At 71.0% G+C, this 21,083-nt stretch carries 21 protein-coding genes; 15 read left to right on the top strand and 6 right to left on the bottom strand.

Features of this window, described 5'->3' with window-relative positions; genetic code table 11:
- Positions 1-62: 62 nt before the first annotated feature.
- The 4 genes from egtD (at position 63) to HCA58_RS15180 (ending at position 2,633) form a co-directional block, all read left to right on the top strand.
- Complete coding sequence (gene egtD, locus HCA58_RS15195; RefSeq protein WP_169598485.1) at positions 63-1,028, top strand: L-histidine N(alpha)-methyltransferase; 966 nt, start codon at positions 63-65, stop codon at positions 1,026-1,028.
- A gap of 245 nt (positions 1,029-1,273) precedes the next feature.
- Positions 1,274-1,861: a TMEM165/GDT1 family protein gene (locus tag HCA58_RS15190; RefSeq protein WP_169598484.1), complete on the top strand. Its 588-nt coding sequence runs from the start codon at positions 1,274-1,276 to the stop codon at positions 1,859-1,861.
- Between the two features lie 95 nt (positions 1,862-1,956).
- Positions 1,957-2,307, top strand: coding sequence for a DUF1622 domain-containing protein (locus tag HCA58_RS15185; RefSeq protein WP_169598483.1), 351 nt, complete (start codon positions 1,957-1,959; stop codon positions 2,305-2,307).
- A 2-nt stretch (positions 2,308-2,309) separates the two neighbouring features.
- Positions 2,310-2,633 carry a DUF1622 domain-containing protein gene (locus HCA58_RS15180; RefSeq protein ID WP_169598482.1) on the top strand — a complete coding sequence of 108 codons (324 nt, stop codon included), beginning with the start codon at positions 2,310-2,312 and terminating at the stop codon, positions 2,631-2,633.
- Here HCA58_RS15180 and nhaA read toward each other — a convergent pair.
- The gene (gene nhaA, locus HCA58_RS15175; RefSeq protein WP_169598481.1) at positions 2,612-3,943 is read right to left on the bottom strand and encodes a Na+/H+ antiporter NhaA; all 1,332 of its coding nucleotides are present in this window, start codon (positions 3,941-3,943) and stop codon (positions 2,612-2,614) included. The two genes, HCA58_RS15180 and nhaA, sit on opposite strands and share 22 nt — an antisense overlap.
- A gap of 391 nt (positions 3,944-4,334) precedes the next feature.
- Between nhaA and HCA58_RS15170 the strand changes: the two genes are divergently transcribed.
- Complete coding sequence (locus HCA58_RS15170; RefSeq protein ID WP_169598480.1) at positions 4,335-5,798, top strand: polysaccharide biosynthesis tyrosine autokinase; 1,464 nt, start codon at positions 4,335-4,337, stop codon at positions 5,796-5,798.
- Here the strand turns inward: HCA58_RS15170 and HCA58_RS15165 are convergent.
- Positions 5,779-6,330, bottom strand: a complete 552-nt coding sequence (locus HCA58_RS15165) for a low molecular weight phosphatase family protein (RefSeq protein WP_169598479.1) — start codon at positions 6,328-6,330, stop codon at positions 5,779-5,781. The two genes, HCA58_RS15170 and HCA58_RS15165, sit on opposite strands and share 20 nt — an antisense overlap.
- A 162-nt stretch (positions 6,331-6,492) precedes the next feature.
- Here HCA58_RS15165 and HCA58_RS15160 point away from each other — a divergent pair, with 162 nt between their 5' ends.
- The 4 genes from HCA58_RS15160 to HCA58_RS15145 all read left to right on the top strand — a co-directional run bounded on the left by HCA58_RS15160 (position 6,493) and on the right by HCA58_RS15145 (position 11,507).
- Positions 6,493-7,746: a glycosyltransferase family 4 protein gene (locus tag HCA58_RS15160; protein WP_169598478.1), complete on the top strand. Its 1,254-nt coding sequence runs from the start codon at positions 6,493-6,495 to the stop codon at positions 7,744-7,746.
- Between the two features lie 79 nt (positions 7,747-7,825).
- Positions 7,826-9,610: a DUF4012 domain-containing protein gene (locus tag HCA58_RS15155; RefSeq protein WP_346775996.1), complete on the top strand. Its 1,785-nt coding sequence runs from the start codon at positions 7,826-7,828 to the stop codon at positions 9,608-9,610.
- A 13-nt stretch (positions 9,611-9,623) separates the two neighbouring features.
- Positions 9,624-10,250, top strand: coding sequence for a hypothetical protein (locus tag HCA58_RS15150; protein WP_169598477.1), 627 nt, complete (start codon positions 9,624-9,626; stop codon positions 10,248-10,250).
- Between the two features lie 324 nt (positions 10,251-10,574).
- Entirely contained in the window at positions 10,575-11,507 is a 933-nt protein-coding gene (locus HCA58_RS15145) for a cell wall-active antibiotics response protein (protein WP_240956251.1), read from the top strand.
- Positions 11,508-11,913: 406 nt separating this feature from the next.
- Here HCA58_RS15145 and HCA58_RS15140 read toward each other — a convergent pair whose 3' ends face one another.
- Positions 11,914-12,186, bottom strand: a complete 273-nt coding sequence (locus tag HCA58_RS15140) for a DUF2795 domain-containing protein (RefSeq protein ID WP_169598476.1) — start codon at positions 12,184-12,186, stop codon at positions 11,914-11,916.
- Between the two features lie 146 nt (positions 12,187-12,332).
- Between HCA58_RS15140 and HCA58_RS15135 the strand changes: the two genes are divergently transcribed.
- Positions 12,333-12,749, top strand: coding sequence for a DUF2267 domain-containing protein (locus HCA58_RS15135; RefSeq protein WP_169598475.1), 417 nt, complete (start codon positions 12,333-12,335; stop codon positions 12,747-12,749).
- A 10-nt stretch (positions 12,750-12,759) separates the two neighbouring features.
- On the opposite strand, the gene HCA58_RS15130 is transcribed toward HCA58_RS15135, so the two are convergent.
- Positions 12,760-13,926: a CaiB/BaiF CoA-transferase family protein gene (locus tag HCA58_RS15130; RefSeq protein ID WP_169598474.1), complete on the bottom strand. Its 1,167-nt coding sequence runs from the start codon at positions 13,924-13,926 to the stop codon at positions 12,760-12,762.
- A 242-nt stretch (positions 13,927-14,168) separates the two neighbouring features.
- Here HCA58_RS15130 and HCA58_RS15125 point away from each other — a divergent pair, with 242 nt between their 5' ends.
- From HCA58_RS15125 to HCA58_RS15115, 3 genes are all read left to right on the top strand, one after another.
- Positions 14,169-15,182 (top strand): TerC/Alx family metal homeostasis membrane protein, encoded by a 1,014-nt coding sequence (locus HCA58_RS15125; protein WP_169598473.1) that lies wholly within the window; start codon positions 14,169-14,171, stop codon positions 15,180-15,182.
- Between the two features lie 173 nt (positions 15,183-15,355).
- On the top strand, positions 15,356-16,657 hold the full coding sequence (locus HCA58_RS15120) for an NAD(P)/FAD-dependent oxidoreductase (RefSeq protein ID WP_169598472.1): 1,302 nt from the start codon (positions 15,356-15,358) through the stop codon (positions 16,655-16,657).
- A 196-nt stretch (positions 16,658-16,853) separates the two neighbouring features.
- On the top strand, positions 16,854-17,159 hold the full coding sequence (locus HCA58_RS15115) for a hypothetical protein (RefSeq protein ID WP_169598471.1): 306 nt from the start codon (positions 16,854-16,856) through the stop codon (positions 17,157-17,159).
- A 68-nt stretch (positions 17,160-17,227) separates the two neighbouring features.
- On the opposite strand, the gene HCA58_RS15110 is transcribed toward HCA58_RS15115, so the two are convergent.
- Together HCA58_RS15110 and HCA58_RS15105 are read right to left on the bottom strand one after the other, a co-directional pair.
- On the bottom strand, positions 17,228-17,572 hold the full coding sequence (locus HCA58_RS15110) for an STAS domain-containing protein (protein WP_169598470.1): 345 nt from the start codon (positions 17,570-17,572) through the stop codon (positions 17,228-17,230).
- 61 nt (positions 17,573-17,633) lie between these two features.
- Positions 17,634-17,954 (bottom strand): STAS domain-containing protein, encoded by a 321-nt coding sequence (locus HCA58_RS15105; RefSeq protein WP_346775995.1) that lies wholly within the window; start codon positions 17,952-17,954, stop codon positions 17,634-17,636.
- A 273-nt stretch (positions 17,955-18,227) separates the two neighbouring features.
- Between HCA58_RS15105 and HCA58_RS15100 the strand changes: the two genes are divergently transcribed.
- Both HCA58_RS15100 and HCA58_RS15095 read left to right on the top strand, forming a co-directional pair.
- Positions 18,228-19,979: a PP2C family protein-serine/threonine phosphatase gene (locus tag HCA58_RS15100; protein WP_169598469.1), complete on the top strand. Its 1,752-nt coding sequence runs from the start codon at positions 18,228-18,230 to the stop codon at positions 19,977-19,979.
- Entirely contained in the window at positions 19,976-21,022 is a 1,047-nt protein-coding gene (locus HCA58_RS15095) for a cobalamin B12-binding domain-containing protein (protein ID WP_169598468.1), read from the top strand. Before HCA58_RS15100 ends, HCA58_RS15095 begins: the two co-directional genes overlap by 4 nt.
- Positions 21,023-21,083 lie beyond the last annotated feature (61 nt).

The raw sequence follows: 21,083 nt of genomic DNA, 5'->3' as shown, positions 1-21,083 counted from the left end.
GGCGGTGCCGCGAGGTCACGAATCCGAACGCACCTGTCAGACACGACGTGAGGAGACAGCAGATGGGCGCTGAGCCGCTAGAGATCCACCTCGATGACCGGGACCTCGACCACAGCCTGCGCCGGGACGTGCGCACCGGGCTGACCGCCGCCGAGAAGTGGCTGCCGCCGAAGTGGTTCTACGACTCCCGGGGCAGCGAACTCTTCGACGAGATCACCCGATTGCCGGAGTACTACCCGACCCGCGCCGAGCGGGCCGTTCTGGCCACGAAGGCGACCGAGGTCGCCGAGTTGACCGGCGCGAAGACCCTCATCGAGCTGGGGTCCGGTTCCTCCGAGAAGACCCGCCTGCTGCTTGACGCCTTCACCCGGCGGGGGGACCTGGGCACGTTCGTGCCGCTCGACGTGTCGGTGAGCGCGTTGGCCGGGTCCACCGCGGTCCTCGCCGCCGACTTCCCGGGGCTGCGGGTACGCGGGATCGTCGGGGACTTCACCCGCCACCTGGCTCACCTGCCGACCGGTGGGCGGCGGCTGGTCGTCTTCCTCGGTGGCACCATCGGCAACCTGATGCCCGCCGAGCGGGCGGAGTTCGTCGCCGGGCTGCGGGCCGCGCTTGAGGCCGGTGACTGGCTGCTGGTCGGCACCGACCTGGTGAAGGATCCCGCGGTCATCGTGCCCGCGTACGACGATGCGGCGGGGGTGACCGCGGAGTTCAACCGCAACGTGCTGCGGGTACTCAACCGCGAGCTCGGCGCTGACTTCGAGCCGGCGGATTTCGACCATGTCGCGCTCTGGAACCCGGAACAGGAGTGGATCGAGATGCGGTTGCGGGCGCAGCGACCGATGCGGGTGCAGGTGCTCGATCTGGATGTCCACTTCGACGCCGGTGAGGATCTGCGTACCGAGGTGTCGGCGAAGTTCCGACCGGAGGGCATCTCAGCCGAGCTGGCCGCCGCGGGTTTCCGCAGCGAGCGGTTCTGGACCGACCCGGACGGCCTGTTCGGGGTGACGCTGGCCCGCGCCGCGTGAGCGGTGACCGGCGGCCGGCAGCGGGCCGCCACGTCAGACCGGGATGATCCGCCGGAGCTCGATCGGCTAGGCTGGTCGTAGCGAAGGGGAGTAGCCCATAACGTCGTGGTCGACATACTGATGCGTCACGCATCCGGCCACCCGGCCTCGTTTCGACGTGGCGGGCGAGACCTTCGACCCAGGCTGTTGCGGCCGGGTCGAGGGCGTTCCACACCTTCTCCCGGCCTGAACCGGGAAGGGCCCCCATGGACAGTTTCCTCGCCGCGCTGGTGATCAGCTTTGGCGTCGTCTTCGTCGCTGAGCTGGGAGACAAGTCGCAGCTCATGGCGCTGGCATTCGCCACCAGATTCCGCACGGCACCGGTGCTGCTCGGTATCACCGTCGCCACCGCCCTCGTGCACCTCGCCTCGGTGGCGATTGGTCACGGTGTCGGTGCGGCCCTGCCGACCGGCTGGATCTCGCTGCTGACGGGTCTGGCCTTCCTCGGCTTCGGCGCATGGACGCTGCGGGGTGACCGGCTCACCGAGGACGATGAGCGGCGTGCCGCCCGCGGCGGCAGGTCAGCCGTGCTCACCGTCGGTGCCGCCTTCTTCCTCGCCGAGCTGGGCGACAAGACGATGCTCGCCACCATCACGCTCGCCACCCAGTACGGCTGGTTCGGCACCTGGATCGGTTCGACGGTCGGCATGGTCGCGGCGGACGCGTTGGCGATCGTCGCCGGCCGGCTGCTCGGCCGGAAACTGCCGGAACGCACCATCAGGTACGGTGCCGCCGCGCTGTTCACCGTCAGCGGTGTCTGGCTCATCGTCGACGCGGTGATCCAGTTGCGATGAGCGTCGTCGACCTGTGGTGCGCGACTGCGTCCACCAGCCCGACTCGCGCACGCCCTACGCCGACTACCCGGAGGTAGGTCGGGTAAGGCGCCGGGGTGGACGTCGAGGTGATCCTGCAGCGGGGCCATCAGCTCCTGGTGACAGGGGTCGAGCTGGTCGGTGCGGTCGTCATCGTCGTCGGTGCGACCCTGGCTGCGCTGCGGTTCGTGATCGACGGGCTACGTAGGCGCGACGCCGCCGTGTTCACCCGGATCCGACTGTCCCTGGGGCGCTTCCTCACCCTCGGCCTGGAGTTTCAGCTGGCGGCGGACATCCTGCGCACCGCACTGTCGCCGACCTTCGCGCAGATCGGCCAGTTGGCGGCCATCGCCGCCATCCGGACGGTGTTGAACTATGTGCTCGGTCGGGAGATCGAACACGAGCAGCGCCAGGTCGACGATCGATGAGGATGCTGCTGTCCGCCCTCGTCGCGGCCTTCGGTGTGCTCGGTGCGACGGTGGCGTTACTGACCACCGGCTGCCGTGCGACGGCCCTGGGTGTGCTGCTCGACATGCTGCTGGCCGCCGGTCTACTCAACCTGACCGGGGGGCAGTCCTGGCCGGAGGTCGCCGTCCTGGCGGCGATCGTCGCCCTGCGCCTGCTGGTGCGCAGCGCCCTGACAGCGGACTTCCGGCGCCGGTCGGGTGACGGGCAACGCCCGGCCGAGCGGGTCGGCCGGGCGTTGCCCGGTGAGTCAGCGGAGGCCGTCGGTCAGCCGCCAGGCTTCTGGTAGACGTCCGGTACCCCGTCCTGGTCCTGGTCGGCCTGTTCCTTGAGAGCGATCGCCCGGTACACCCTGTTGCGTCGCCGGAGCACGACGGTGGCCAGCAGGGCCGAGATCAACGAGCCGGCCAGCACCGCGGCCTTGACGTTGTCGCCCTCGACGCCGCCGGATCCGAAGGCGAGTTCGCCGATGAGCAGCGAAACGGTGAAGCCGATACCGGCCAGGAAGGAAACCCCGAGAAGGTCTGACCAGGTGATGTCCTCGTCCAGGCTGGCCCGGGTGAACCGGGCCAGCAGGAAGGTGGAGCCGAGGATGCCGACGCACTTGCCGACGACGAGGCCGAGCACGATGCCGAGGACGATCGGATCGGTGACCAGTGCGGCGAGGTCCGCGCCGCGCAGCGAGACGCCGGCGGCGAAGAACGCGAAGACCGGCACCGCGAAGCCGGCCGAGACCGGTCGCCACACGTGCTCCAGGTGCTCGGCGAGACCGGGCATCGGGCGATGTCCGTCGCTGCTCTTGCCGGCGAGCACCGGCACGGTGAAGCCCAGCAGGACGCCGGCCACCGTGGCGTGCACCCCGGAGGAGTGCACCAGGGTCCAGGCGATCACGGCGAGCGGAATCAGTGCCCACCACCAGGTGCGTCGGCGCTGGACCAGCAGGCCGAACAGGGCGATCGGCACCAGGGAACCGAGCAGCGGGAGGACGGCGAAGTCGTCGGTGTAGAAGACCGCGATGATGGTGATGGCCAGCAGGTCGTCGACCACGGCCAGAGTGAGCAGGAACGCGCGCAGCCCCTGCGGGAGGTAGGCGCCGATCACGGCGAGCACTGCCAGCGCGAAGGCGATGTCGGTGGCGGTCGGAATCGCCCAACCGCGAAGCCCGTCGCCTCCGCCTGCGACGTTGACGGCCACGAAGATCAGCGCCGGTACGACCATGCCGCCGACCGCCGCCACCACCGGTAGCGCCGCACGTCGTGGGTCGCGCAGTTCGCCGGCGACGAACTCGCGTTTGAGTTCCAGCCCGACCACGAAGAAGAAGATGGCGAGCAGTCCATCGGCGGCCCAGGTGGCGAGGTCGAGGTCGAGGTGCAGGGCCGTACCACCGGACCAGGGCACCCACCGCCCCAGTTCCGCGTAGGCGTCACCCCACGGTGAGTTCGCCCAGACCAGCGCGATCACCGCCCCGAAGAGGAGCAGGGCGCCACCGACGGTCTCGGTGCGCAGTACATCGGCCAGGAAACGTGCCTCGGGCCAGGAGGTACGGGCGAACAGGCGGCTCACGCCGCGGGGCTCAGGGCCGGTGTTCCGGTCGGTCATACGGGAGGTCCACCTCGTCGGTCGGAGGGCAGCACGGCACCATCGCCGACCAGGCTTCCCGGCACACCCGTGCAAGACCTTATCCAGTGCCGACGGCCGTTGCGAGTGGAGCGGAGGCGACTCTGCCCACAGGAGGGCGACGAGCTGTCCGGCGGAAGGGCGACGAACCTCCCCTGGCGTTCGACGACGCCATCGGACTTTTTCCGGGTCGGAGCGATTCCGGAAGACCGTCGGTGCGGTTGGGTACTGCGGACGCGATCGCCAACCAGAAAATACCTAACCCCGGACATAAGCCGCAAGAGCCGCTTTAATGGTTTCACGAGTGTGAGTCGACCTTGGGGGTTTTCGTGAAGTTCTTTGGCGTTACCGGCCCGGTACGGAGGCTCGCCTGATGGACCTGTACCGCCATCTCCGCCTGGTGCGTCGGCACTGGTGGGTAGTCCTGGTCACCCTCATGGTGTCCCTGGGCGTCACCGCCTTGGTCACCGTGCGGGCCCAGCCTCGCTACGTCGCGTCGGTCACCTTCTTCGTCACCACGCCGAGCCAGGGCGTCACCGACGCCTACCAGGGTGGACTCTTCCTGCAACAGCGGGTGAAGTCGTACGCGGAGCTGCTGACCAGCGACCGGCTGGCGCAGGCCGCGGTGGCTGACACCCAGCTCGGGCTGACCGCCGAGGAGATCCAGCGTCGGGTCAGCACCTCCACCGAGACCGGTACCGTGCTGCTGCGGGCGTCGGTGACCGACACCGACCAGACCCGGGCGTTGCGGGTGACCGAGGCACTCTCGGCGAAGTTCGTCGAGCTCGTACAGAAGGTCGAGACCCGGCCGGATGGCAGCCCCGGGCCGATCAAGATCGAAGTGGTGAGCGGTCCCCGGGTGACCCCGGCGCCGGTGTCGCCCCAGCCGGTGCGCAACACGGCCATCGGTGCCCTGCTCGGCCTGCTGGCCGGCGTCGGCCTGGCGATCCTGCGCGGCATGGCCGACGTCCGGCTGCGCAACGCGGCCGGGTTGCAGCGGGTGACCGGCAGTCCGCTGCTCGGTGAGATCCCGCTCGACACGAACGCGCGGACGGCCCCCCTGATCGTCGGCGATGCCGCCACCTCGGCGCGCGCCGAGGCCGTCCGCAAGCTGCGGACGAACCTGCGATTCGTCGACGTGCACGAGCCGGCCCGGGTCATCGCGGTCACCAGTGCGCTGCAGGGAGAGGGCAAGACGACCCTGTCGTGCAACCTCGCGATCGCCCTGGCCGAGGCGGGCTGGCGGGTTCTGCTCGTCGACGCCGACCTGCGTCGGCCCAAGGTCGGCGACTACCTGGGCATCGACCGCGGAGTGGGGCTCACCGACGTGCTCGTCGGAGACGTGCAGGTGGGGGACGTGGTGCAGCGCTGGGGAGACAAGTCCCTGCTCGTCCTGCCCAGCGGCTCGGCGCCGCCCAACCCGAGTGAACTGCTCGGGTCCAAGGCGATGTCGGACCTGCTGCTGGCCCTTCGTGAGTCCGCCGACATCGTCATCATCGACACCGCACCGCTGCTCGCGGTCACCGACGGGGTGGTGGTCGCGGTGCAGGCCGACGGCGCCCTGCTGGTCACCCAGCAGGGACGTACCTCGCGGGCCCAGGTGGCCGCCGCCGCCCGGGCGCTGCACTCGGTGTCGGTGCGGCTGCTCGGCTGCGTGCTGAACATGGCCCGGGTGCCCAAGGCCGAGGCCTACCAGTACGAGGCGTACCGGGTTGCCACCGTAACCGGTGACCAGTCGGTGTCGACGGAGCGGAACAGGGCCGGCCGGCACGCCGAGCGGACCCATGTCGGCGAGGTCGGCGACCACACGCAGGAACTCACCCGGCTGCCCCGATGAGTGTCGCCAGGGGACGTAGTGCCCGGTGGATCTCCTCGGCGCAGCGTCGGAAGTCGTCCGGGGTTCCCCCGACGGGGTCTTGCAGGTCGTCGGCGTCCCCGAGGGCGGGCTGCAACCGTCCCCGGGCCAGGGCCGCGGCAGCCACCGCCGCTCCCACCGGATCGTCCACCTCGTCCGGTGGCTCGGCTACCGCGGCGAGCCGGCCGAACTGGCGCAGCGTGAACGTCCGGTGCAGCGCCGCCGGTGCCAGCGCGGTGCAGATCGAGCGCTGGCGCCGGGTGGCGGTCAGCACCAGCACCGCCTCGGTGAGGTGTTCCGGCAGCAGCCGCCGACTGCGAAACGATGCCGGGTCGTCACCGGTCTCGGCGGTGATCGTCGCGGCGAACGGATGCATGGCCAGTCCTTCGACGGCGTCGGTGCCGGCGCTGGCCACCGTCACCGGTCGCCCGGCGAGCAGGCGACGCGCGGCGTACTCGGCCATCGGTGACCGGCACAGGTTCGCGTGGCAGACGAACAGCACCCCGCTGAGCATGTGGACCCCCTTGGACGACGCGGTCGCGGGCGGCGGCACCGCGACGACGGGCGGTCGCCGGGGGCGTCCGCCTCGTGAGGGGATGCCGAGATCCTACGCAGTCGTCGCGGCCCCGGTCGCGGACGGCGCGCCGAACCGGTGTTCGGGGACGGAGGTGTCCCGGTGCGGGTCGGGGTCGTGACCTACCACTTTCCCCCGGAGCCGGCGTTCATCCCCGGCAGTCTCGCCGAGGAGTTGGCCGCGCGGGGCCACGAGACCCGGGTCCTGTGCGGATTCCCCGACTACCCGGGCGGGCACGTCTATCCGGGTTGGCGACAACGTTGGCACCACGAGACCCGCAGCCGGGGGCTGACCGTGCGCCGGGTGCCCCGGTACAGCACCGGCGACGACACCGTGCGCGGGCGGATGGCGTCCTGGCTCACCTTCGCTGGTAGCGCGGCGCTCGTGGGTCGCCGCTTCCTGGCCGGTGTGGACGTGCTGTACGTCTATCAGCCCCCGGCCGCCGCGTTCGCCTCGGCGGCCCTGCTCCGCCTGCTCGGCCCGGTGCCACTGGTGCTGCACGTGCCGGACGTCTGGGCCGAACAGGTGCCCGACTCGGCCGAGGAGGGGCGGTGGGCGGCGCGGGTGCGGGCAGCCACCCTCCGGACGTACCGGGCCGCCAGCCGGGTCGCGGTGCCCACGCCCTCGCTGCGCGACGCGGTGGTGTCGGACGGGATCGATCCGGCGCGGGTCGGTGTGGTGCTCAACTGGACCGACGAGCGGATCTTTCGCCCGGCGTCGGCCGGTCCGGCCGCGCGGCGCCTGGTCCGCCGTGACGAGCGGTGTGTCGTGATGCACGCAGGCACGATCGGGGCACGGCAGGGGCTGGACACGGCGGTACGGGCAGCGGCAGCCCTGGGCGAGACCGTGGACCTGGTCCTGGTGGGCTCGGGTTCCGACGAGCGGCGGGTGCGGGGGCTCGCCGCCGAGCTGCGGGCCACCAACGTCCGGTTCGTGGACCGGCGGTCCCCGTTGGACATGCCGGAGCTGTACGCCGCCGCCGACTACCAGCTGGTCATGTCGCGTGATCTTCCGGAGCTGCGCAGCAGCGTGCCGGACAAGCTCCCGGCGGCCATGTCCTGCGGTGTCCCGGTGGTCGCCTCGGCTGGCGGCGACACCGCGACTCTCGTCGAGCGGGCCCGGGCGGGTCTGTCCTGCCCGCCGGAGGACTGGGCCAGCCTGGCGGACCGGTTCTGGCTGGCGGCGCAGATTCCGGCGCCCACGCGGGCCGAGATGGGGCGGCGCGGTCGAGAGGTGTACCTGCGGGAGATGTCGTTGCCGGCGGGCGTCGACCGGATCGAGGAGCTGCTGCGTGCGGCGGCGCACGACGGTGACTTTCGCGTCAGGAAAAGAGAACGAAACTCTCAAACAGCATGATTCCGTCATCAACACACCGAATAGTCCGTTACGTGTTAAGAACGGAAAGACTCGCTGACGGTCCCGGGAAGGATGTGACGTGACGGAGAGCGAGAGTCCCCGACGCCGGCGCAGTCGGTCCCGCCGTCGTCGGCGTGCCCGACTGCGCCGCGTCCTGCTGACCACTCTGGTGGTCGGCTCGTTGCTGCTGGGCCTCGCCGGTTGGGTCGGCTTCCGAGGCTGGCAGGCCCGCGCCCACCTGGTCAACGCCGCCGACCTGGCCGGCGAGTTGAGCGCGCATCTCGTCGGTGGCGACGTCGCCCGCGCCCAACGGACCCTTGCTGCCCTTCAGGAACAGTCCGCAGCGGCACTGCGGGCCACCGCTGACCCCGGATGGTGGCTCGGTCGGCAGGCGCCGGTAGCCGGGGCCAACCTCACCGTGATCCGCCAGATCGCCATCGCCCTCGACGATCTCGCCCGCCAGGCGTTTCCGGCGTTGCTCCGCGTCGACCTCGGCGGGCTGGTGCCCAGGGAGGGTCGGCTGGACCTGACCGCTCTGCGTGCCGTCGCCGACGATCTGGTCGCGGTGCACGCCGCCGTGCAGCGGAACCGCACCGAGCTGGCCGAGGTTTCCGAGGACCGGTTGTTCGGACAGGTGCGGCATGCCCTGACGGAGTTGCGTGGTGAGGTCGACCGGCTGGGCGCGATGACCTCGGCGGTGGACCGGGCGAGTCGTCTGTTGCCGCCGTTGCTCGGCGTTGACGGGCCGCGACGGTACCTGCTGGTGTCGCAGAACTCCGCGGAGGTGCGGGCGACCGGTGGCATGTTCGGCGCGTACGCGGTCATCGAGGCCGAACAGGGCCGGGTCAGGATGGGTGCCCAGGGCAGCAGTGGGAGTCTGGGGCGGTTCCCGCAGCCGCTCGCGGTCCCGGCCGAGGTACGCGCCCTGTGGGGGGAACTGCCCGGCACCTATCCGGCGGACGTCAACCTCAGCCCGCACTTCCCGACCGCAGCCGCGCTCTATCGGCAGATGTACAAGCGGCACAGTGGGGAGACGGTCGACGGCGTTCTCGCGGTCGACCCGGTGGTGTTGTCGTACCTGCTCGAGGTCACCGGACCGGTACGGGTGCCGGGCGGGGTGGCATTGAGCGCCGAGAATGCGGTCCGGACCCTGCTCAGCGACACCTATCAGCAGATGGGTCCGAAGGAGCAGGACGTCTTCTTCGCCAGCGCGGCGGCCACGGTCTTCGACACGCTCTTCGAACGAGATGTCAGTCCTGGCGGGTTCATGTCCGCATTGAGTCGATCTATACAGGAGCGTCGGATATTGTTCTGGAGTGCCCGATCGGGAGAACAACGGACGCTCGGTGACAGCCGGATGGCCGGGACGCTCCCGGAACAGGACACCGTTCCGACGGTCGGTGTGTTCCTCAACGACGGCAGCGGCGCGAAGCTCGGCTACTACCTCCGACAGAGCGCCGACCTCACGGTCGGCGCCTGTCACGCCGATGGCCGCCGTGAGCTGGAGCTGCGGTTGACCCTCCAGTCCACCGCACCGGCCTCGGGACTCAGTGACTCGGTCCTCGGCCTCGGTCGGGCCGGGGACCCGTACACCGTCCGGACCCTCGTGTCGGTGTACGGCCCGGCCGGTGGGGCGGTGCTCGACACCCGGCTCGACGGTGCCGAAACCTCGGTCGGCAACGGCACCGAACGGCGACGGCAGGTCGCCACCGTGAACGTCGAGCTCGGACCGGGTGGAAGCAGCACGTTGGAGATCACGCTACTGACCGGCAAGACGGACAGCGGAGCGGCCGAGTTGTGGCTGACCCCGACCGCCACCCCATGGACCACCCATGTTGTCACCGCACCAAGCTGTTCTCAGTAGGAGGGAACGAAACATGCGGCTTTCCCGCATCATCATGGCGCTCACGGTCGGTCTGGCCGTGGTGGCCGTGCCGACCGCGGCGGGGGCGGCGCAGCCGCAGCCGACGCCATCGGTCGACGGTACGCCCCAACCACCCCCGTACCCGCCGGTGCTCGCGTCGCTGACGGTGAACCGACCCACCATCTATCACGGTGAGACGGTCGTCCTCACCGGCCGCGACTACGGGCCGAACGAGACGGTGGACATCGCCGTCTCGGTGACGCCGCTGGCCGCGCCCGCCGCCGGCACGGCACGGCGCAGCGACGGCAGTACCGTCGCCATGGCGCCGGTCGCGCTCCAGGCCGCCGCGCCGTCGAGCTTCACCGCCCGGACCAACTCCGCAGGGGTCTTCACCCGGCGGTACACGCCGTCGGTGACCGGCCTGCTCACCTTCACCGCCACCGGCCGGGAGTCCGGGCGTACCGCCACGACGCAGCTACGGGTGCTACCTAAGGAGAAGCCGCACCTACCGGTCACCGGCAGCAGTCTCGAAACGCCGATGAAGGTCGGCGGTGGACTCGTCGCAGCCGGAGCCGTCCTGCTGCTCGGCACGCTCGCCTGGCGGCGGCGCAACCGCTTCGGTGCGGGTGGCGTGAACTGATCCACCACCGGGCGGGGCCCGGGAACGACGGTACCGGTGCCTGCCGCTCCCTCCGACGGGCACCGGTACCGTGCTGTGCCCGTCCGTACATCACGCCGTGCGCCAGCATCGCCTCGGCGACCCGACGGAACCCGTCGATCTTCGCCCCCGCCATGTGCGGCCGACGACGCTCAGCGGCGGCCTGCGCCTACCGGGTGCGGTACGGTTCGTCACCGCCGTCCGGTTCATTTTCCCGTCTCGTGCCAGCTCAGGCACGGGTTCGACTGATCCGTCGTGCCTCCTGGCGCGTACCCCTGCGTATGGGGACCGTGAAAGGGGAGACCGATGGACGAATCGGTGCAGGACGGACAGGACCGAACATCTAGCGGGCCCGCCCCGGTGCCGCAGATCGAGGTGTCGTCGGTGACACCTGTCGGCAGCGAAGAGCCCCCACAGGACCAGCCGGTCTGGTCGCTGGCGGCCCGGCTGCTCGTCGCCGCCGCGTTGCTGGTGCTGGGCCTGGGAGCGGTCGCTGTCGTGGCGATCCTCTCCGACCCGCACCGGCTCGGTCTCGTCTTCTCCGGTACGACGGATCCGGTGGTCGCTGCGACCGCCGGCCCGGACGAAGCCAGCGGACTGGGAGGCGCCGCCCGGGCCGCCCGGGAGACTCCTCAGGAGGTACGGGCCGCGCCGCTGGACGGTCGGCGGGAGGCCAGCTTCGAACTGGTCGACGGGTTGGACCGCATCGATCTGCGGGTCGTTGAGCTGGGGGAGGAGCTGTACCGCGTGGTGAGCCCCGCGGCGTCCGGCGCACGGGGCCGCCCCGAACTCGTCGGCGACCGGGTGTCGCTGCGGATGGAGCGGATCGGTGAACAGCCCGGCACGGTCGAGGTGCTGCTGAACGCGCGGGTGACCTGGAATCTGCGGCTCACCGGTGGTGCTGCCGAGCGGTGGGTGGATCTGAGCGCCGCCCGGCTGTCCGGACTGGAGCTGGTAGGCGGTGCGACCGTGACCGACCTCCGGTTGCCTCGGGTCGACGGGCTGCTCGTGGTGCGGGTCACCGGTGGGGTCAACCAGCTCGATGTGACGGTCACCGACGGCCTGCCGGTGCGCGTCCGGACCGGCTCCGGTGCCGGCTCCGTCGACGTCTACGGCGAGCGCCGCGACGGCCCCGCGCCGGGCACGGTGTTCGGCTCGTCGGGCTGGGACCGGGTCGCCGAACGGATCTTCCTGGACCTGGTCGCCGGTGCCAACGTGGTGACCGTACGCGACGCATGAAACCCACCGGGGTGCCCGCTGACCGGCACTGAGGGTGGGTGACCCGGGCGGGCGTAGCGTCGGATCGTGGAGCGTGCCGAAGCGACGCCCGCCGAGACCCGACCGCCCGGTGTGGCGACCGCCGATCCGGGCAATGGCATCACATCCCGGTGTCGCGGCCCTTCGGCGGGCACCTACTGGCCATTCGGCTGATGTCGTGCGGTAGGCTGATCTTACTGACGCGCAGCCACCCGGTTCGGGTGGCTGTCGGCCGCCTGGTGGCTGCGCCCGGTTCGGGCGCACGGTCGCCAGGGCAGGCGGTTACGCAGGGGCGCCCCCGACTGCGGTTCGCGGTCGGGGTGTCCCCGTGCGTTCGGATCGGCAGGTGCCCTCGCCAACGGGTCCGCCGCCGGCACCGCTGAGCAGTTCAGATGCTGCGCAGGTGTTGGGACACCCGCTGGTGCCGTTTGTCGCGGCCCCGGGCGCCGCGCTGCGCGTCTGTGATCTCTGGGTCCGCCTCGATGCCGGCCGACCGGGCCACCTGGTTGCCGTTCGCGTAGTCCACCGGAGGCAGCGCACGCAGGGCCTGCAGCACGTCCGGCGGCGCCCCCTCGCGCTCGGCCTCGCGTACCACCTCGTTCTTGCCCGCGGGATAGTCCAAGTCGGACAGGTATCGCAGGATGTCGGCGTAACTTGCCATGGTGTCGGCTCCTCCCGGGCTCCGGTCCGGTCACGACCGGCCGCGGATACCCGTCGTGGGGCCCCTCACGCGCTGAGTCGGACGGAAAGGCGGTCGCCGTTTCGTGACCCGATGGATGGGTAACCGCCGGACGGAGGGGGTACCCGATGAACTACGACACGTTCGTCGACCAGGTCGCCCAACGCACCGCTACCTCGTCGTCGCGGGCGGCGGAGCTGATCCGGGCGACGCTCGAGACGCTGGCCGAGCGGCTGACCGGCGGCGAGGTGCTGGATCTGGCCGTGCAACTGCCCGCCCCGCTGCGGCTGCCGATGCGTCCGACCCCGGACATCGAGGCGGCGGAGCGGTTCGGTGCGGCCGAGTTCGTCGCCCGGGTGGCCGTACGCGCCGGGGTTGCCGAACCAGCCGCCCGGGATGCGGCACGAGCGGTGTTCACCACCATTCGGGAGGCTGTCACCGGCGGAGAGTTCGACGAGCTGGTGGTGCAGCTACCCCGTGACTACCGGGACATGGTGGAGCCCGCCCTGGCACCCGGTGCGACCCTACGTCGCGGCCGAAGCTGATCCGATCCACTCAGCCGATCGCTCCGGCGGCGCGCAGCCGGGCGATCCGGTCCCGGTCGAAGCCGACCTCGGCGAGGATCTGGTCGGTGTGCTCGCCCGGCCAGGGCGGCGGTCGTCGGATCGCGGTCGGGGTGGCGGAGAACCGGGGCGCCGGAGCAGGCTGAACGACCCCGTCGCGGCGCACGAACGTCTCCCGGGCGGCAAGGTGCGGGTGCTGCGGGGCCTCGTGCCAGTCCAGCACCGGTGCGGCGCAGGCGTCCGAAGCGGTGAGCAGTGCCGCCCACTCGTCGCGGGTCCGGCTGCGGAACAGGCGCGCCCAGGCCGCCCGCAACACCGGCCAGTTTCCCGGGTCGGTCCGGTCGACCGGCTCGTCGGGGGGCAGCGGGAAGCCCGTCAGCCGGACCAGTTCGTCGTAGAAGCGGGGCTCCAGTGCGCCGACGGCGAGATAACGTCCGTCGGCGCACTCGTACGTGTCGTAGAACGGCGCACCGCCGTCGAGCAGATTCGTACCGCGCGCGTTACGCCACATGCCGAGTTCCCGCAACGCGTGGATCTGGGTGCTGAGCACCGCCACTCCGTCCACGATCGCCGCGTCGACGACCTGACCGGTCGCGCCTCCGCGCACCGCGTACAGTGCGCTGACCACACCGAGGGCGAGCATCATGCCGCCGCCACCGAAGTCGCCGAGCAGGTTCATCGGTGGCACCGGGGGCTCGTCCGGTCGTCCGACACCGTGCAGCGCGCCGGTGAGCGCCAGATAGTCGATGTCGTGCCCGGCGTACGGGGCATTGGGGCCGTCCTGCCCCCACCCGGTCATCCGCCCGTAGACCAGCCTCGGGTTGACCGCGTGGCAGTCGGCCGGGCCGACACCGAGCCGCTCGGTGACCCCGGGCCGAAATCCCTCGACGAGGACGTCCGCGGCACCGATCAGGGCCAAAGCCACCTCGCGCCCGTCGGTGGACTTCAGGTCCACCCCGATAGAGCGGCGTCCCCGGTTGAGCAGATCGGGATGCGGGGTACCGAAGGCGGCAGTATCGACCTCGCCGACCCGGTCGACCCGGATCACCTCGGCCCCGAGGTCGGCGAGCATCATCGCGGCGAACGGCCCCGGGCCGATCCCGGCCAGCTCCACCACCCGTACGCCCGCCAGCGGGCCGGTCGCCAGATCTGCGGTCACCGGCTCACGATAGGCGCTCACGTCGTGTTCAGGCTGCTGCCGACGGTGAGCGAGCCCACCGGACCTGGCAACGCCCCGCCTGGCGGGCCGGAACCGGCTGTCCTAACCTTGTCTGCACGAGGGGAGTACTTCCCACGAACCATGCCGGTCAGTACGGCGCGCCCGGAGCGTGCCTCGGGTGGTTGCCCACGAAACGTGGGTGAAGGAGACCTCGAACATGACACGGTGTTCGAGGAGGCCCCATGTCCGATTTCTCTGTAGCGGCCGGCTTGGATTCGGTAGGTACGCCCTCACTCTGGGCGATCACCCTGCTCGGTGTGCTCGCCCTGCTGGTGCTGGACTTCCTGGTGACCCGGCGCCCGCACGAGGTGTCACTCAAGGAGGCACTCGGCTGGTCCGCCTTCTACATAGCCCTGCCGCTGCTCTTCGGCGCCTGGGTATGGCACCGTTACGGCTCCCAACGCGGCTTCGAGTACCTCACCGGCTACCTGGTCGAGAAATCGCTGTCGGTCGACAACCTTTTCGTCTTCATGCTGCTGCTGGCCGCCTTCGCCGTGCCGACCGTGCTCGCCCAGCGGGTGCTGCTGTTCGGCATCACCGGGGCGCTCGTGCTGCGGGGCCTGTTCATCGCCCTCGGCGCCGCGGCCCTGCAGACCCTGGACTTCGCCTTCCTGATCTTCGCGTTGATCCTGCTGTTCACCGCTGCCAAACTGCTCCGCGACGCGTTCACCGGGCACGAGCAGTCGGTGGACATCGGCTCCATGCGCTCGGTGCGTCTGCTGCGCCGGTTCATGCCGGTGGTCCACGAGTACCACGGCACCAAGATGACCGTCCAGGTCGACGGGCGCCGGGCGCTCACCCCGCTCGCGCTCGTAGTGGTGGCGGTGCTCGCCACCGACGTGGTCTTCGCCGTCGACTCGGTGCCGGCGGTCTACGGCATCACCGAGGACCCGTACCTCGTCTTCGCCACCAACGCCTTCGCCTTGCTGGGTCTGCGGGCACTGTACTTCGTGCTGCACGCCGCGTTGAGCCGGCTCGTCCACCTCACCTACGGCCTGGCGGTCATCCTGGCCTTCATCGGTGTCAAGCTCGGTCTGCACTGGGCGCACGGGGTCTGGGAGGGTGTCCCGGAGATTCCCACCGTGGCCTCGTTGCTGGTCATCGTCGTTGTGCTGACCGTGGTCACGTACACCAGCCTCCGTGCGACCCGTAACGTGGTGCCGGGCGCCAAGGAGGTCGTCACCGAGCGCAAGTGAGCCTCCCATCATGGACGGTACGATCGAAGTGATGGTGCGGTTGGTCCGCGGCTCCGACCGCGCCTGGCTCGACCTGCGAGGTGTCACCTTCCTCCAGTTCCCGAGGCCACTCGATCGCGGCTGACGACTGGCCGAGGACGTTTGCCGCCGCGTACGGCGGGAACCGGGCCGAAATGACGAAACCTCGTGTGGTGATCGTGGGTGCCGGGTTCGCCGGGTACCACGCGGCGAAGACGTTGAACCGGCTGGCCCGCGACCGAGCCGAGATCGTCCTGCTGAACTCGACCGACTACTTCCTCTACCTTCCGCTGCTGCCGGAGGTGGCGGCGGGCGTGGTGGAGCCGGGCCGGATCGCGGTGCCACTGTCGGGCACTCTCGACGGTGTGCGGGTGGTCATCGGCGAGGCCGACAGCGTCGACCTGCAGAACCGGTGGGTCGGCTTCACCCAGCCGGAGGGGGACCGCAACCGGCTGGCGTACGACCGACTGGTCCTGGCCGTGGGCAGCGTCAACAAGCTCCTACCGATTCCCGGTGTCACCGAGTACGCGCACGGTTTCCGCGGCCTGCCGGAGGCGCTGTACCTGCACGATCACGTGGTCCGGCAGATCGAACTGGCCGAGCAGGCCGAGGACCCGGCGGAGCAGCAGGCTCGCGCCACGTTCGTGGTGGTGGGGGCCGGATACACCGGCACCGAGGTGGCCGCGCACGGCATCCTGTTCACCGACGAACTGGCCGCCCAGCACCCCCGGCTCAAGATCCGGCCCAGGTGGCTGCTGCTGGACGTCGCCCCACGCGTGCTGCCGGAACTGGACCGCAGGATGTCGGTCACCGCGGATCGGGTGCTGCGCCGGCGGGGGGTGGACGTGCGGATGGGCACCTCGGTTGCGGTCGCCACCTCCGACGGGGTGAAGCTCACCGACGGCGAGTACGTGCCCACCTGCTCGCTGGTCTGGTGCGTGGGCGTACGCCCCGATCCGTTCGTGGCCGACCTGGGCCTGCGGACCGAGAAGGGGAGGTTGGTCGTCGACGAGTACCTCACCGTCCCCGGATTCCCCGAGGTCTACGCCTGCGGCGACGCCGCCGCAGTGCCGGATCTGACCCGGCCCGGTGAGATCTGCACGATGACCGCCCAGCACGCGCAGCGCCAGGGCAAGCTTGCCGCGCACAACATCGCCGCCTCGTACGGCCGGGGACGCCGCCGGCCGTACAAGCACCACGATCTTGGTTGGGTGGTCGACCTGGGTGGTAAGCAGGCCGCGGCGAACCCGTTGAAGGTGTCGCTGTCCGGCCTGCCCGCCAAGGCGGTCACCCGTGGCTACCACCTGCTCGCGATGCCCGGCAACCGGGCCAGGGTGGGTACCGACTGGCTTCTCGACGCCGTACTGCCGCGACCGGCGGCGCAGCTCGGACTGATCTCGGCGAACGCCGTACCGCTGGAGAGTTCGTCGCCCGAGACGCCCGCGCGGGTCCGCTGAGCGCGGCTTCGGTCGAGGAGCGCGCCCAGGCGGGCACCGGAGTGGGCGGCTGCGCTGAACGACCCGCTCGGGCGGTGGCGGCTCGACGACCTCGACGAGGCTTCATCCGGCCGGGGTGAGGGCCCGTCACCCGGACTGGGCCGACGATCGCGGTGGACCGGAGATCTTCCGAGGCACTGCGGAAGGGCAGGTCGTGATGAAGCGGATAGTCGAGATCGTCCCCGCGCGACCCGGTTGGTACGCCCGGTGGCGGCTGACACCACCGGAGGGCACCCGCTGCTACGCGGTGAGCCTGTGGGCGCTGGTGGAAGAGGCCGATGGCAGCGGTCGTGAGGTGATCGGCGTCGACTGTGCCGGCCAGTGGCCCGGCGGGCAGGACGACGGCACAGGTGCGGAGTTCGTCCGCTACCTGTTCAGGACTCCCGATTCGGGCCCACCGGAGGATGCGGAACCGGCCGCGCGGCACCACCGCGTCGGCCGGTACCCGATCCCGGTCCCGTGAGCCTTCCTCCGGCCCCCGACCCCTGGTCCCAGGGTCGGGGGCCACCCTCGACAGGTGACCCGTCCGGGTCAGCCGGCGACCTGCACGTCGTCCCCGGCGACCAGTGGAAGCTCCAGTAACTCGGCGAGGCCGGTGCGGTCCAGCAGCTGGCGCAGCGTGGCGTTGACGCCGGTCAACCGTAGCGGCGCGGAGCCGCCCCGGTGGGCCACCACGAACGCGCTCAACCCGGAGGAGTCGCACATGACCACCCCGGCGAGGTCGATGACCAGCTGGTGGTAGCCGTCGCGCCGCAGGGTGGCGACGACCTCGACGAGCTCCGGCGCACTGTCGTAGTCGAGGTCGCCGGTCAGCCGCACCTCCGCGTGCCCCGCGTCGTGCCGGTCGACCTCGATGACCAACAACTGTGCCGACATGACCCCATGCTGCCAGTACGCCGGCGAGGCGCAAGTTGCGGGGCAGGTTTCGCGGCCGGCGCTATGCGGTGACGGACCGGTCGTCGGGTGTGGCGCCGGCAGGCTCGACGACGGTCGGCTCTCGGGCCAGCAGGCCGGTGACGCCGGTCATGTCGAGGATGGCCCCGAGGAACCGGGGGACCGACCGCAACCGCACGCGGACGCCCCGCTGCTGTCCCTCGCGCCACGCGTGGACGATGACGCTGAGTCCGGTGCTGTCGATGAACTTCAGGCCGCCGAAGTCGAGTATTAGAGTGATGAGGCCGGTGTCCATCGTCCGGTCGATCTCGACGCGCAGCGGCGCGGCGGTCATGTAGGCGAGGTCACCGACGACCTGGATCACGGGGGAGTGTGGGACGGACCGGTCGACGGACATGCGCAGCGGCGGCGTCTCGGGTCTGCGACCGTGGGACAGCAACGATCACGCCTTCCGCGGTGGCGGGCGGGCAGGGGCGTTCGGATCGTAACAACCACCTGGCCGGTTCGCTGGTCGGCACCCGATCGCCCGGTCGCCGGGGTGGCGGTACCGGCAGACCCGCGTAGGCTGGGGCCTGGACGCGACGATGCGCGCTGCTCGAAGCGGCTGCGGAACCGACAAGGAGCGAGGCTCAAGCTGGTGACAGGTGCCGACGTCAGGGACCTCGACCCCGGCGACGGACGGTCTGCCACGCCGAGCGTCGACCGGGTTCCCGTCTGGCGTCCGACCACCTCTCGGCCGGCGGCCGGCTCGGCCGCCGGGGAACCACCGTGGGGGCAGCTCGCCGCAGACTGGGCGGAGGTCGCCGAACATCTGCACGAAGGCGTGGTGCTGTGCGGCCCGGACGGCTCCGTGCGGCACGTCAGCCCGGTCGCGCGACGTCTGCTGCCCGAGGCGGTCGTCGGCGGGAGGCTCGCGGCGGTGGAGCAGCTGACCTCCCACGAGTCGTATCTGCGCCACCACGGCCGACGGCTGCGGTTGCGTCAGGTGCCGTTGTCCGCCGGGCGTAGCTGCTGGTACGTCGAAGATGTCAGTGAGGACGAGAAGCGGGCCGAGGAACTGGCCGCCGAGCGGTCGAGGTCGGCGTTCCTCACCACCGTCGGCGACAAGCTGGGCAACCCGATGCATCCGGATCGTGCCGCTGCCGCCGTGGTCCGACTCGCCGTGCCGACCCTGGCCGAGGTGGCGGTGCTGGTCACGGCGCCCCGATCCGGGCGGGCGCGATGGTGGCGGGCTCGCCAGGACGCGGACGGGACCCCCGCTGTCGATCGTGGTGTGCTGGCTGCGGCGCAGCTGCCCCCGGCGATCGCCGACAGCCTGCGGGGCAGCGCCGCGCACACCGTGGACTGGCTGGTCGAGCAGGCCGTCGACGCGGGCTGGCTGCCCGGCGGCTCCGCCGCCGACGTGGCGGCCCGCCTGGTGCCGTTGCCGGGTCGGGACGAGCCGGCGGGGGTGTTGCTCGTCGCGCGTGGGGCGGGCGGCTGGTACGCAGAGCACGACGTGGACCTGGTCCGGGCCTTCGCTGCCCGGGCCGGTGCGGCGTTGACCACCGCACTGCTCTACCGCGAACAGACGGAGGTGGCCGACATGTTGCAGGCCAGCCTGCTGCCTGTCGCGCCCGCGCCGGCACCGGGGGTGCAGTGGGGTACGGCGTACCGTCCAGCGCAGGCCGGCCTGCGCATCGGGGGCGACTTCTACGGGTCACACCGGCTGCCCGACGGTGGCTCGGTGTTCTTCCTCGGCGACGTCTCCGGTAAGGGGGTCGAAGCGGCGGTGTTCACCGGGCAGCTGCGTCAGTGCTTGCACGCGCTGCACCGGGTCGAGCAGCAACCGGCGCGGCTGCTGCGGCTGCTCAACGACACGCTGCTGGAGACGACGCTGGCGCACGGTCAGGGCCGGTTCGCCACGATGGTGCTGGGCGTGGCCCGTCCGCATCGTGACGGTGGCCTGGGGTTGACGCTTGCCGGCGGCGGGCACCTGCCGCCGCTGGTGCTGCGCGCCTCCGGCGAGGTGGAGCAGTTGCCGTTGAACGGGATGCTCATCGGTGTGGTGCCGGATCCGCGGATCGGTCAGGTTTCCACCCGGCTCGCCCCGGGGGAGACCTGCCTGCTCTACAGCGACGGAGTCACCGAGGCCCGGGGCGGTCGGTGGGGCGAGGAACTGCTCGGCACCGATCGTCTGGTGCAAGCGCTCGGCGGGTGCCATCGGATGCCGGCGCCCGCTCTGGCCGAGCGGATCGAGCAGGTGACCTGCGACTGGCTGGCCCAGCGCGAGCACGACGACATCGCGGTGCTCGCCCTGCGTGCCGCCGGCGGTGGCCGCCCGCAGCGGCATCTGCACGCGGTGCCGGGCGCGACCGGGTCGGATTCGGCGAGGACGACGGCCCAGTGACCGCCGCGACGCAGGACACCTCTCTCGAGGCCGCCTACCCGGATTATCTGCACTGTCTCGCCGAGGCCGACGAACATTCCGCCATCGAGGTGGCGCACCGGCTGCTCGACGGTGGTGTGGCGGCAGACCGGGTACTGCTGGACCTGGTCGCGCCGGCTCAGGCCGAGGTGGGGGAACGGTGGGCGCGCAACGAGTGGAGTGTGGCTCAGGAGCACGCGGCGACCCACATCAGTGAGCGGGTGGTGGCCGCTGTCGCCGCGTACGTCGACGTGCGTCCGACCCGCGCCCGGATCGTGGTGGCCTGCATGGACGGCGAGTGGCACGCGTTGCCGGCGCGGCTGGTGGCCGAGGTGCTGCGCCTGCGCGGCTGGGATGTGACCTTCCTGGGGGCCAGCGTGCCGGCTGCGCATTTGGTGTCGTACCTGCACCGCTACGACGCGTACGCGGTGGCGCTGGCCTCCGCGTTGCCGATGCGGCTACCCCATGCGCACCGGATGATCGAGGCGTGCCGGCGTTCGGACGTGCCGGTGCTCGTCGGCGGTCGGGGTTTCGGCGTGGACGGCCGGTGGGCGCGCCGACTCGGGGTGCCGTGGGCTCCCAGCGCGCCCGCCGCCGCCGACCTGTTCGACGACGAACGGGCGCTGCGTGCGGTACCGCCGGCCGACCTGGTGCACCTGGCCGACGACGAGTACGCCAGTTTGGTCAGCCGGCGCGGTGAGCTGATCGACAGCGCCCTGGCCGAACTGGCGCGGCGGTTCCCGGCCGTCCGAGACCACTCGCCCGCCCAACTGGACGCGACTGTGAGCGACCTCGGATACATTGTCGATTTTCTGGCCGCCGCTCTCTACGTCGACGACGGCTCGCTGTTCACCGAGTTCATCGAGTGGCTGGCGACGATCCTGGGTAGTCGAGAGGTGCCGGTCGCGACGATGGACGCGTCCCTGGAGCACTACGGTCGGTTACTACACGATTTTCCCCGGGCGGTGGGCCATCTCCAGCGGGGGCGGGCGGTACTCGCGGTGGCGAACCGGCAAGCTGCCTGACCGGAGGGTGTTGTACACACCGCCGCGACTTCGCCTACCCGGCGGTCGTTGACCGCCCGGT

The sequence above is a fragment of the Micromonospora sp. HNM0581 genome (genome assembly GCF_012726175.1).
Lineage (GTDB): Bacteria > Actinomycetota > Actinomycetes > Mycobacteriales > Micromonosporaceae > Micromonospora.
The sequence above is the reverse complement of the archived record's forward strand: the minus strand, read 5'-3'. Positions and strand labels throughout refer to the sequence as shown.